This is a genomic window from Exiguobacterium sp. s122 (assembly GCF_018618475.1).
GTDB classification, from domain to species: Bacteria; Bacillota; Bacilli; order Exiguobacteriales; family Exiguobacteriaceae; genus Exiguobacterium; species Exiguobacterium himgiriensis.
The window spans coordinates 470,664-483,042 of the sequence record NZ_JACSMD010000001.1; the positions used below are offsets into that span (position 1 = coordinate 470,664).

The 12,379-nt window shown below is 48.0% G+C and carries 8 protein-coding genes; 6 read left to right on the plus strand and 2 right to left on the minus strand.

The features are described from left to right. Nucleotides 1-32: 32 nt before the first annotated feature. The 6 genes from KNP92_RS02475 (at nt 33) to KNP92_RS02500 (ending at nt 10,934) form a co-directional block, all read left to right on the plus strand. Nucleotides 33-2,321, plus strand: coding sequence for a CotH kinase family protein (locus KNP92_RS02475; RefSeq protein WP_214836538.1), 2,289 nt, complete (start codon nt 33-35; stop codon nt 2,319-2,321). 184 nt (nt 2,322-2,505) lie between these two features. Further along, the gene (locus KNP92_RS02480; RefSeq protein ID WP_251136365.1) at nt 2,506-2,865 is read left to right on the plus strand and encodes a nuclear transport factor 2 family protein; all 360 of its coding nucleotides are present in this window, start codon (nt 2,506-2,508) and stop codon (nt 2,863-2,865) included. A gap of 159 nt (nt 2,866-3,024) precedes the next feature. Further along, nucleotides 3,025-4,458, plus strand: coding sequence for an Ig-like domain-containing protein (locus KNP92_RS02485; RefSeq protein WP_214836544.1), 1,434 nt, complete (start codon nt 3,025-3,027; stop codon nt 4,456-4,458). 643 nt (nt 4,459-5,101) lie between these two features. Further along, nucleotides 5,102-7,849: a hypothetical protein gene (locus tag KNP92_RS02490; protein WP_214836547.1), complete on the plus strand. Its 2,748-nt coding sequence runs from the start codon at nt 5,102-5,104 to the stop codon at nt 7,847-7,849. Nucleotides 7,850-8,594: 745 nt separating this feature from the next. Next, a complete protein-coding gene (locus KNP92_RS02495) occupies nt 8,595-9,443 on the plus strand; it encodes a hypothetical protein (protein ID WP_214836549.1) in 849 nt (282 codons plus the stop codon). A 3-nt stretch (nt 9,444-9,446) separates the two neighbouring features. Further along, nucleotides 9,447-10,934: a hypothetical protein gene (locus tag KNP92_RS02500; RefSeq protein ID WP_214836552.1), complete on the plus strand. Its 1,488-nt coding sequence runs from the start codon at nt 9,447-9,449 to the stop codon at nt 10,932-10,934. Nucleotides 10,935-11,046: 112 nt separating this feature from the next. Here KNP92_RS02500 and KNP92_RS02505 read toward each other — a convergent pair whose 3' ends face one another. Together KNP92_RS02505 and KNP92_RS02510 are read right to left on the minus strand one after the other, a co-directional pair. Next, the gene (locus tag KNP92_RS02505) at nt 11,047-11,910 is read right to left on the minus strand and encodes a tyrosine-type recombinase/integrase (protein ID WP_214836555.1); all 864 of its coding nucleotides are present in this window, start codon (nt 11,908-11,910) and stop codon (nt 11,047-11,049) included. A 12-nt stretch (nt 11,911-11,922) separates the two neighbouring features. Next, the gene (locus tag KNP92_RS02510) at nt 11,923-12,363 is read right to left on the minus strand and encodes a sigma factor (protein WP_214836558.1); all 441 of its coding nucleotides are present in this window, start codon (nt 12,361-12,363) and stop codon (nt 11,923-11,925) included. Nucleotides 12,364-12,379 lie beyond the last annotated feature (16 nt).

Here is a 12,379-nt window from a genome sequence, read left to right on the forward strand (position 1 = left end):
AACGTACATAGACGTCGGGAGGCTCGTATTATATGAAGGTATTAAAAATTGGAATATTGGCCGCCGTACTCGCCGGCACGTGGGGCGGCATGTATTATCTCGCCGAAGAGAACGCGACGGCCGGGGCGGCGTTCGAGGCGGCGCTGGCTGAAGAGTTGAATATACCGGTCGGCTCGTTCAATCAGAACAAGGTCCGGGGCGTCACGTCACTCGATTTATCTGGCTACGACTTGACTGATTTGAAAGGGCTCGAGCATTTTCAGTCGCTCGAGACGCTCAACTTGTCCGGCAACCGCCTGACCGATGTGTCCATGCTCGAGAGCCTCCGTCATTTGAAAGTGGTCGACTTGAGCTTCAACCGATTGACGGACGTGCCGGAACTTCCGGACACGCTCGAGACGCTCAATTTAGAAGGGAACGACGTGAGCGACCTCTCGTTCTTACCAGCGTCCGAGACGCTCACGATGCTCAATTTGCGAGATAACGACGTCACCTCGCTCGAGGCGCTCGAACGGACACCGAACGTGACGCACCTGAACGTTCGCGGCAATGCCGTCACCTCCATCGAACCGCTCCGAGGATTGACGGCGCTCGTCGACGTCAACTTGCGCGATAACCGCATCGCGGACTTTTCTCCACTCGAGCGTCTCGACATCTCGGAACGGCTGTACGTGACGGGGAACGCAACGCATGACTACTCGAGCCTAAGTGGCATCGCCGAGCGCGTCACAGACCGCGACTTCGAACAGTTGCCAGACCGGCCGGTGTTCTCGGTCGACAGCGGCATCATCGCCCCCGGCACATCGCTCTCACTCGAGGCGGCAGACGGGGCCGACATCTTCTATACGATTGATGGGAGCGACCCGACACCGGAGTCGACTCGTTATACGGCGCCGATCACGCTCGACCCGACGCTCACCGCGAACAACGCGGTGCTCTCGAACAGTCGAACGGCGACGAACCGAGTTCCGCCGACGTTCGAACGAGGGGCGACCGAACGTGCCCTCGTCATCCGGGCGATGAGCGTAAAAGACGGGGCGACGAGCGCCCTTTCGACGCGGACGTATGTACTCGACGCGGACTTGTTCACGTCGAACCTTCCTGTTGTCTCGCTCACGACGGACGCGAAGAACTTGTTCGATGAACGTATCGGCATCTATACGCCGGGTGACGTACCGGACGGCCCGCTCGAGCTCGGGCGTGGCAACTTTTTCGAGACGGGACGGGAATGGGAGCGACCGGCTTACGTCGATTACTTTGAAGGCGGGGAGCATGTCTTCGGCCAAGATATCGGTATCCGCATCCATGGCGGGTTCTCCCGCGGTCTCGCCCAGAAGAGCCTCCGCTTGTATGCACGGAGCGAATACGGACAGAGCCGGTTTTACCACCCGTTCTTCCCAGGGAACGACGAGACTGAGTTTAATCGCCTGCTCCTCAGGAACGCCGGCAACGACTGGCAAGGGGCGATGCTCCGGGACGCGTTCATGCAGGAGCTCCTCAGTGAGCGACCGCTTGACTTCCAAGACTATCAGCCGACAATCGTCCTCGTGAACGGGGAGTATTGGGGACTTCATAACTTGCGGGAACTGTATTCCCCGGACTATTTCGAGATCAAATACGACATCGACGAGACCGAGCTTGCCATTCTCGAGGCGGACCAGGACATGCCGGACGGCTTCGTCATCGAGTCGGGGCGAGACGCAGATTTGATTCACTACCGGGAGATGGTCCGTTTCGCCGAGACGAGCGACTTGAACGCGCCCGAGGCGTTCGATGAGCTCGAGCGCAGGATGGACGTCGATAACTTCTTGGAGTACGTCGCTTACCAGGCGTTTTACGGAAATCTCGACAGCATGTTCAACAACTACGTCGTCTGGCGCAAGGCGACGGATTTGACGGACGATGACGTGTACGGCCATGACGGGCGTTGGCGCTGGGTCGTCTTCGACCTCGATCAAGGCTTCGCCGGGCGCTTGCCGCTCGAGGAGAGCGTCAACTACGACATGTTCGCCTTCTTGACAGGGCTTGGACCGGAACATGCGCTCTTCCGCTCGCTCATGGCGAGTCAGGAAGGGCAGGAGCGGTTCCTCGCCATCTTTAACGAACTGCTCGCCGGACCGTTCACACCGGAGGCGATGACATCAAAACTCGACGAGGTCGCGAGCACGATCGCCCCGGAGATGCCGCGGCAAATCGCACGGTGGGGGAACATCCCATCGGTCGACGCGTGGGAGGCCGAACTCGCTGAGATGCGTCAGTTCGCCGAGCGTCGTCCGGCCGTCGTCCGTGAACAATTGAATACCCGTTTCGGGATCGAATGAGGAAGACCGGCTTAGCCGGTCTTTCGATTAGGTATAAGAATATGGACAGGCGGGTAAAGACGGGAAGATGATTCATCGTTCATTTTTGGGATAAATTGGGTTTCGGTGAGTCCGAATGAAGTCGGTGCGAAGTTTGTGGTATGATGAACGCTGAAAGGAAGGTACATCTATGGAAACATTAAATATGAAACAACTATCTGACGACCGAGCCACGTTCCAAACGGGCGGAGACCTGGAGGCGATGCGGGGCATTATGCATGATTCGTTTCGTTACGTGGACTCGAGCGGCCGTCAGTTCGATAAAGAAACGTTTTTAGACCAGTTCGTCGACCCGACTTCCGTCCAATGGATCGCACAGGAGACGGTCACGTTTGATGAGACGGTGAAAGGTGACCTCGCCATCGTCCAACTGCTCCTCGAGGAGCGCTTCATCCTTGGGACGAACGCATATGAAGGGCGCTTTTGGGCGCTCCACCTTTATGTAAAAGAAGGCGACACATGGCTCTGGCAAGGTGGCCAAGCCACGATGATTCATGAAGTATGAGCGACAGGCATCTCCTTATTTGGAGGTGTCTTTTTTTATGTCTTCCAAAGATGAAAATCATACTCATAATTTAGAAATTTATGTACCTTTTCTAAAAAAAAATCCCATATAATAAAGCTGTTGTCTATTGCTACATTATTTTAGGAGGAATTCATTCAAATGAAACAACCGAAGTACTTATCTCTCTTCCTCGCCGGTACACTGGTCATCGGCGGCTTCAGCCCGGCATTCGTCGCAGCTGAAGGTAACACAGAAACGGTCGAGCCTGTCGAACAGACGGAAACGACAGAAACAGTCGAACAGCCGGAAACGGGTGAAACGATTGAGACACCTGTCTCGACTGAAACGCAAGAGGAGACGACGCCAGAAGTCGCAGCAGATGTGACAGCACCGAACGCACCGGTCGTCTCGGCACCGCTTCATACGTCGACGACTCTTACGATTCAAGGTGAAGTCGGCGCGAAAGCGGAAATCCTCATCGCTGGAAAGACGTACGAACGCGTCATCCGCACGAACGGGGAAGCAGTCTTCTCGATGTCACCGCAACCAGTCGGTCGCATCATCGACGTCCGTTTAGTCGACGCAAGTGGAAATGTGAGCGAAACGACACGTGTCATCGTCGCAGAAGACGCGTCGGCTCGTCCGGCAGCACCGGTCATCGGAAAAGTGGATAACTCATCACGTGCGATTGAAGTGAAAGGGACGCCAGGTCTCGCGGTCACGGTCACAGTTGGTGGGAGCACGTTCAACGGTACGTTCGATGCGAACGGAAACTATCGTCGCGTCATCGCGCTTCAAAAAGTAGGGACGGTCCTTACGGCACAAGCGAAGAAACCAAACGGTGCACTCAGTGTGCTCGTGAAGTCGACAGTCGTCGCAGACACGGTTGCACCAAACAAAGCGCGTTTGTCACAAGCGGTCACAACAGTATCGAACGGGATCGCCGGCACGGCCGAGCCGCTCGCGACAGTCATCGTCACAATCGACGGGAAAGCATACACGGCCCCGGTCATGTCGACAGGTAAGTTCGTCTTGCCGATTCCGAAACAACCGCTCGGCAAGAAGATGTCACTCGTCGTCCGTGACGGTGCTGGCAACCGCAGTGCTGCTGAAACGCTCACGGTACAACATGCGCTCTTTAACAACTTCCACCGCGTCAACTTTGATGGGTTCCGATTGACGCTTCATAAAGAAGTATTCGCAACAAACGGATGGGTTCGCTACAACGAGACGTTCGCGCCACTCTTCTTTGATCGTCCGTCGAAAGCGAACATGGCCTTTTTGTTGAACTACATCGCTGAAGACGGCGAGATGGTCGACTTCAAACGACTTCGCATTCGTGTCGGGAACGCGTCGTTCGTCCACACGATTGACCCTTACGATGTCAGTTACGATGAATACGATGATGGCTCAGTGGAAGAAACGTACTTGTTCGAACCAGACGCGAAGATGATTGCGTTCATTAAACAACACGTCCGTCCTGAGAACCGCATCGTCATCACGATCGAAGGATATGAGTACGACTATGAGTGGGCGCTCCTCGGTGGCGAGAAGCGTGCCTTCATCCAGTCGCTCCAGTACGCTGGGTATTAATAATAGAAGAAAGTTGCAAGCGAGAGAGCTGTCGGCCACGTGCCGGCGGCTTTTTTTTGTGTCCGAGCACAACGAGATAGGGTCAAAAGGCATTCCATCAAATTTAAACTAGGCGATTTGATTCATTTTTAAAAGTTTGGTCAATGTAAAAATAAGGATGAAAAAATGGCTGTTTTTATGCAAATCAAATTTTAAACATGGAAATTATACATTAATCCAAATAAAGGTATTTAATATCCTTTTAAAGGTATATAAATCATGAATTATTCACAAACGGCTTAAAATCGGCATTTTTCGACTCGTTTCGACATTTTAAAAAGAGGGAAATTGCTTATTGAATAATCTCCAAAGCTCCAAAATTTAAAATCATTCCCACTTTTGCGAAAAAAAACGCTTGTGCTAGTTGGAAGCGTTATGTATATTATGGATGTAAGGTTTTCCAAGTTCATACTTGGTAAATTGTTCAAGAGTCACATCTTGAAAAATACCTACTAGTTTCGGTGAAGCTCAAGACCTAAAGGATCAGGCTGGATAAGTCGTTCGGTTGAATGGCGTATACATATGGAATCGTTTAGTGGGGGGAGCGGAGCTTGCAAGCTGGTAGCGCAAAATCGCAACATACCAAAGGGAGGATTTACACAAGATGGCAAAGAAATCATTCAAGTTAGTCAAAGCGTCAGCAGCACTCGCTGTGACGGCAGCAGCCCTTACTCCAGTAATGGCAGCAGAAGCTTCAACTTCAGTAGTTGAGCTCAAAGCAGAAGTCGTACTCGGCGGCAAGTTCAAAGAGGCACTCGCTCTCAACGCACCAAAAGGCGTTACAATCACATGGGGCAAACACCTCGTAACAGCAATCAACAAGTGGCAAACAGTCACAGGTAAAGGTTCTGATGGCAAGACATACATCAAGAAACTTTACGCTCGTAACTACCCACTCTACGTTCTTGACCAAGACCTCGGCGAAGTCGAAGCTGGTTCTGAACTCGAAAAACCATCGATCCGCGTTATGTACCGTGACGGTAAAGTTTACACACAAGCTCCTGCAAACTTCACAATGAGCTCGAACTACAACACGAAGGATGAAGGCAAGCAAGAAGTTCTCGTTTCATATAACCACAACGGTAACCGCATCACGAAGATGCTTACTTACACAGTTAAAAACACGAAGGTGGAAGTTGGAGAATTTAAAGCTGTAGCAGCAGACGCTCTTCAAGTTGAATTCAACAAAGAAGTTGATTTTTCAAAAGCTAAGTTTGAATTGAAGCGTGGAACAGTTGCTGTTAATGCTACAGTTGTTCCTTCTGCTGATAAAAAATCAGCTAAACTTGAACTTCCAAGCAAACTTTTCGAAGGTGACTACACGTTGACTGTCTCTGGCCTTACTGAAGCACCTGTTACAAAAACGGTGAAAGTTGAGAACGAAAAAGTTGGAGCTATTACTTTCTCTTCTACAACAGCACCGGTAGCATCTAATAAACTTTCGGCCAAAGTCAACTATAAAGTAGCTAACCAATACGGAGAAGATATTACATCTTCACCACTTGCTACTAGCATTCAGTGGACTGCATCAAATGGCGTGACTGCAGAAGATGATAACAAAGGTGTTCTTACACTTTCATCAGCAACTGAATTGAAAAAGGGTGACTTGATTGCTGTGACAGGTATTAATGTGTCAACAAACACAGTACTTTCACAAGCTATTACAATCGCTGACGTTGCTGTTGCAGATTCGCTTACATTCTCTAACATCTTCCATAAAGATGGTAAAGAGCTTACGGGATCTACTCCAGGATCTGAATTCGCACTTCTTCTCAATGGTGTAGACCAGTATGGTAAAGCTCTCAATGAAGCGGAAGTAAACGAAGGATTTATCTTCACTTCTTCTAACCCAGCAGTTCTCAACGTTAATGGAGTAGTTGCTGGACTTGGAGCTGATAAAAAACAAACAGGTCTTCGTTTTACTGAAGGAGCTAACTACGCTAAAGGTGGAACAGTAATTGTTACAGCAATCTCGCGTTCGACTGGTAAAGTAGCTCAGTATCAAGTGAACGTTAAGGCTGCACCAGCAGTTGCTAAGTTCGATATTTCTGCACCAGCAGAACTCGTTGCAGCTAACGAAACAGTAGCAGTGCCATTCGTAGCTGTTGATCAGTTTGGGGCTCAAGTCACGAAATTTGATGATCTTAACGGTAAAGTATCGTTCTCTTCAAATAAACTTAACCTAGTTAAAGGAAAAGACGGAGTAGCGGTACTTGAATACACAGCTGGAACAGCTGGATTCGATGTTCAAGTTGCAACAGTTCCTGCTAGCGGACATGTTTCACAATTCCAAGTAGATGTTAAAGCTGCTGCATATGCTGCAACAATTGAGTCACTTAAAGACGTGAAAACAACATTAGCAGTTGGTGGCGAACAAGTCATCACTTACGAGAATATTGTAGCTAAAGATCAATATGGTCGTACGTTTGACTTGAAAGGTAAACTAGCCTCTGAAGGACTTTCGGTACGAGTGACTGAAGCGGATGCAGTTTCTGGAGCAGTATCTGCAGCTGGAACACTTACTTCAAACTCTACTTCTATCACATTGTCTGGTGTGGCTAAAGGTTCTGAAGATGTAACGTTCTCACTTTATAACGGAAATGAAGTAGTAGCAACAAGTCCACTTAAAGTAAGCTTCACAACAGTAGATAAATCTGCTTACAACTCGTTTGAGGTTGCTGAAGTGGGTACGCTTTATGCAGATGGACTAGCAGTTACTCATACTCAAGATCTTAAAGTTTATGGTGTGAAAGCAGATGGTTCTAAAGTTCTTCTCCCTGCTTCGTACTACACTGTCATTACCGATAACAAATTGAACCATGCTAACGGTAAATTGAACTCAGCAATTGCTACGAACGACGGTGTGTTTACTAATGCCGATACAACTACTTCTACAGTTACGATTGTAATTGATGGAGAAAAAGAACCTTCAACTATTACAAAAAATGTAACGATTTCGAAAGTTGCTCCAAAAGCTGAGAAAATTGAATTTGTTAAAGATTCAGTGGTTGATGGTGTAGCTAAATTTGATGCTAATGAACTTGCTGGAAATAATGATGCTACAACATTGAAATCTATCTTGAAAGTTACTGATCAATATGGCGTAGAACTTTCTGTAATCGAGCCTGTATTGACGGTTACAAACCTAGTAGATAACTCGATTCCGAAAACGGATCTTCGTGTAGTTTCGAATGGTTCAGTAAACCTTGATATTCAGAATGCAGCTGCGACTGATACTTTCATTGTAACTTACCTTCTTAACGGAAAAACTGTTACTGTAAAAGGTCTTGTGACTGGAGTTGTAACACCACCATCTGAGGATGCGCCAGAAGATGCACCTGAAGCACCGTAAGTTTAATAACAGTTGACCCTCCCTTAGGGTTAAATAGAGCAAAGTCTTTAGACGGAGCCATCTTGTAAACCCGGTAGTGCCTAAGCACTACCGGGTTTTCTATACCTTACACTACAGTTTTTAAAATTAAGGCTGATACTTCGTGCCTCCAATAATCTCATGAGTATATATACTAATTTGGAGCTAACTCAGTGAAGCATTCTCTTTTGCAGAACTCGAGCAGGAGGATGGTTGATTTTCAAAGTGGCCGAAGTTCTTTCTGAAATAGTAGTCGCTATCTTGAACGTGTTTCGCGTGAAGATGTTTCGTTCCGTATGAATCCCAAGTTCGCATGAGGTCGTTGTTCATCTATATTATTGCTGGGCAAATATATGGCTCTTGCGACTGAAGACGGCGATGTCGACTTTCAGATAAGTCTCTGTTTTCAAACGTTTATATTCGGTAGGGCGGCTGTGGTTCTTAGCAATTTCTCGTCTAAATGTTTGTAGAACGAAAGTTATGTGATTCTTTCGAGGTTCTATTCCCCACTTTTTTTGGTAATCAAAGCGATATCATTTTTCTCGTGCAGGACTTTTAAAGAATTAGCTATACTAACTAAAGCTGTTTCAGGTTCGTGTTTTAAAAAAGATAATGAAAAAAATTAATAGCTAACAAAAATAAGAAATCTATTTCCATATAAAAGAAAATCATCATTATATTTGAATGCATTTTGAATAAAATGAGTATATATCGAGGAGGAATGCACATGTTAAACACATCATTAAAAAAAGACGCTATCCGTAAACTAGAGCAAGAGATTGCGCTTCATAAGAGAATTGGTGAACGAACGACTACTGAGGCTGTAAAATTACATGAAACACGGAAGAATTCAGTCGTTGTCATTGATAGTATTGAAAACTATATCAATCAATTGGCGAACACACCAAAAGAGTTTGATCGGAACTTTAAAGAAGTAAAAATCAACCTTTCTAGTTTCAAAGTACTCAGTGATATCCAATATGATGAGGAAATGATGATAAAGATTGCGGGCGGTGGCACGGCTGCCGGTGTTGCTGCTGGCGTTGCGACAGCGGCCTTGGCTCCTACTGCGGCTATGGCGATTGCGACTACGTTTGGAACTGCCTCTACAGGAGCAGCGATTTCGGGGCTATCAGGTGTGGCAGCAACAAACGCAGCACTGGCTTGGTTGGGTGGAGGTGCCCTTGCAGCAGGTGGGGGAGGTATGGCTGGGGGCTCGGCTCTACTCGCTCTTGCCGGTCCGATTGGATGGGGTATTGGAGCAGCTACTTTGCTGACAGGTGGGATTTTTGCGAACAAAAAGAACAAGGAAGCTGCAGTGAAGGCTGATGAAGAACGTTTTAAAATATCAATCGAAAGACGTAAATTGGATGCGGCCCGATTAGAGATTACTCGCTTGCAAGAGTTGACCACAAATCTTTCAAACGATCTTTATATGATGTTCCATCGCTTTTTACAAGGAGCAACGCATATTACGTCATATAATGAATTCTCGTATGAGCAGAAAAGTGAGTTGATTGCTATCGTGAACAACACACAAAGTCTTTCGAAACTCTTTATGAAAGAAGTAGGGTAATACATGGAGCGCATCTTTAAAGATCAGTTTATCGCTGCAGGTGTTGATGGCCTTAATACAATCAAACAACAACGCATCGACCAACAGATCATGGAAGTGATTCGCACTCAGTTCGAAGCCCATCGTATTCAAAATCAGAACTTTGAGAGCGCACTTTCCCATCTCGCCACAATGAGAGAGTTTCTCTCTGCTCCTGAAAATATTTTAGGCACAATCCGTACGAAGCATGGAGAAGTCGCAGAGCATTTAGAAGTGGGTATTCGTAACGCGAAGAATGTGCTAAATGGATTTAAAGAAGTTGGGACGTTCGAGGGAGTCGGCCGGATGGCACCTGAGGATTTTCTTTTAAATGGAGTTAAATTTCAATCAAAATTTATTAACGGTACAAATAATACGTTGAGCCATGTTTTTAGTCATTTTAAAACTTATCAAGATGACTCGATTCAATATATGATTCCGAAAGATCAATTCTCCATCATTGAGCAGATTCGTAACGGAGAGATTCCAGATTCACTGTCGGGAAAATCTGTTCGGGCGATCCTTAGTAAAATCACTCAACTAGAAACAGCTTCAGGTAAATCGTTCAACGATTTAGTGAAGCCTTCGATTTCTGATTATGGAGACGTACAACTAGGAAAAGTGTTTGAAACCGTTTCAAAACATCAAGATGATTTGATTGATCAAAACCATAAGTTAAAACGGGAGATTGACCAAAAAGCCAAGGTGGATAAGCAAACAGCTCAGGCTGCGCGGGGCCCATCTTTAAGTGAAGGTGTGAAAGTCGCTGGCGGAGCCGCTGTCGTGTCTGCTGCGATTACTACTCTTAGTGGCGTTTATTCGAAAGTGAAGTCTGGGAAGAAATTAGAAGATTTCGATGCGGATGATTGGAAAGAACTCGGGTTAGAGGGTGCGAAATCCGGTGGTAAAGCGTTTGTATCCGCTGGTTCAATCTATGCATTGACGAACTTAACCGCATTGTCGGCACCGTTCGCAGGTGCTGTGACCACTGCGGCTATCGGAGTCGGGATGTTAGTTAATCGCTATATGGATGGAAAAATTGATGCAGACGAGGTTGTAACCGAAGGACAAGTTCTTTGTTTCGAAGCCGGTGTTGCTGCAATCGGAGCGGTCGTTGGACAAGCGCTCATTCCGGTACCCGTAGTCGGAGCCATCCTTGGTACTGTGGCAACTAGCCTGATTTGGCAGTTCACGAAAGGTAAACTTGGGGAACGCGAAGAAGAGCTCAAGAAAGTGCTCGATACGTACTTCGATCAGTTATCAAAAAAGGCAGATGAAGCCTATCGTGCCGTCATTCAACAGATAAATGAAAAATACGCACGATTCCACTCATTAGTGGATGCAGCATTTGATTTTGAGATGAATGCGGCTACTTTGGCGGCTGCATCAATTGAGTTAGCTAAGGAAATCGGAGTAGAGTCAAAGAAAATTATTCATAACCATGATGAATTGGATGCATTCTTCTTATCTTAAGGCGCTCTAAATCAAAATCTACGTTAGCAGTCGGGCTAAGGAATCTCTAATTTTGATATAGGGTTTCTAGATAGGAGGAAGGGTCACCACGTCATTCGTGGCGACCCTTCTTTCAATCCAGATTCATCCGATTCACTGCGTTCCGTAGATGGTTCTCTTTCACCCGGATGTATCGTCTCGTCGTCTTCGGTTCGGCGTGGCCGAGAAGTTCGGACAATGTCGTCTCCATGACGCCTTGGTCGTAGAGATGTGTCGTGAAGGCGTGGCGCAATGTGTGCGACGTGATCTCGTAGCCGAGTACTGCAGCCGACGCCTCAGTCAAATGTCGATTGATCGTCGTCTTACAGATGACGCCACCACGGCGGGACGGGAAGACGTAAGGGGACGGACCATGACGCCGCTCCTCTTCCATATATGTCCGCATCACCTCATAGATAATGTCGTTCAACGGCACCGTCCTCGATTTGCCGGCTTTCGACTCATGGACGTGAACGCGGCGTCGCTCCAAATCGAGCGCCTCTGTTGTCAACAGTCGGACCTCGTTGATGCGCATGCCTGTATGAAGCTGGAACGTCAAGAATGTTTGATAGAGCGGGACGTCGATCGCCTCGATAATCGAGAGGATCATCCCGGGTGTCGGAACGTCAGAAGGGAGCCGCTCTTTCACTTTCACCCGTAAGCGAAGGAACGGGTTATGTGCCGTCAAGTGCTCGGTCATCGCCCAGTCATACAGGCCGCGAAGCGCGCTCAAGTAGTTGTTGATGGTCACGGGCTGACAATTGTTCGCGCGGAGCGAGTCCACATACGGCATGACGTCCTGCCTCGTCTTGAACGCATCGAGCCGAGCGTCCTCACCCATGATGGATAAGAACCGGTCAAACTTGTACTTTGCATGGTCAATCGTGTTTTGTGCCTTTCCGGTCGCGCGTAAGTAATGGAGGTGTCGCTTGACCGCCTCGTCGATTCGAATGCTCATCGCCATCTCTCCTTAATGAGTGTCTTCACGGAGCATCCGGTACAGTTCGGCCCGGTATGCCCGAAGCCGGCTCGGTGAATAGCCGAGCGTGTCCTCGGTGCCGCAAAGCATATGGCAGAGTAACGCGTAATGACGGGGTGGTAAACTGTTTTCTTGGTCGGAGAGCCATAGTTGAAACGGGAGCGGGGACTGTCCCGTCTCCGGGAGATGCTCGCACGCGACCTCGTGGACGAGCGTCTTTTTTTGTTTGGCGCGGTGATTCAAAATCGCGCCGCGGATACGGATGAAACAATACGTCTTCGAGAGCGTCTTCTCGTCGAGCAGGGCACGCCATAGGGCGATGCGTCCGGCTTGGGCGCAGTCGTCCAGCTCGTTCGGGTGAATGTGGAGCGTCCGGATGACGTAATGGATCATCGGTTCCCAGTCGTTCAGTTGTTCGTCAAAGTCTCGCATCGTTCGCTACTTTCTC

What these genes read in the sequence shown, in the direction of transcription:
- KNP92_RS02475 (WP_214836538.1), top strand. Translation starts at nt 33, where the DNA reads ATGAAGGTATTAAAAATTGGAATATTGGCCGCCGTACTCGCCGGCACG.
- KNP92_RS02480 (WP_251136365.1), top strand. Translation starts at nt 2,506, where the DNA reads ATGAAACAACTATCTGACGACCGAGCCACGTTCCAAACGGGCGGAGAC.
- KNP92_RS02485 (WP_214836544.1), top strand. Translation starts at nt 3,025, where the DNA reads ATGAAACAACCGAAGTACTTATCTCTCTTCCTCGCCGGTACACTGGTC.
- KNP92_RS02490 (WP_214836547.1), top strand. Translation starts at nt 5,102, where the DNA reads ATGGCAAAGAAATCATTCAAGTTAGTCAAAGCGTCAGCAGCACTCGCT.
- KNP92_RS02495 (WP_214836549.1), top strand. Translation starts at nt 8,595, where the DNA reads ATGTTAAACACATCATTAAAAAAAGACGCTATCCGTAAACTAGAGCAA.
- KNP92_RS02500 (WP_214836552.1), top strand. Translation starts at nt 9,447, where the DNA reads ATGGAGCGCATCTTTAAAGATCAGTTTATCGCTGCAGGTGTTGATGGC.
- KNP92_RS02505 (WP_214836555.1), bottom strand. Translation starts at nt 11,910, where the DNA reads ATGAGCATTCGAATCGACGAGGCGGTCAAGCGACACCTCCATTACTTA.
- KNP92_RS02510 (WP_214836558.1), bottom strand. Translation starts at nt 12,363, where the DNA reads ATGCGAGACTTTGACGAACAACTGAACGACTGGGAACCGATGATCCAT.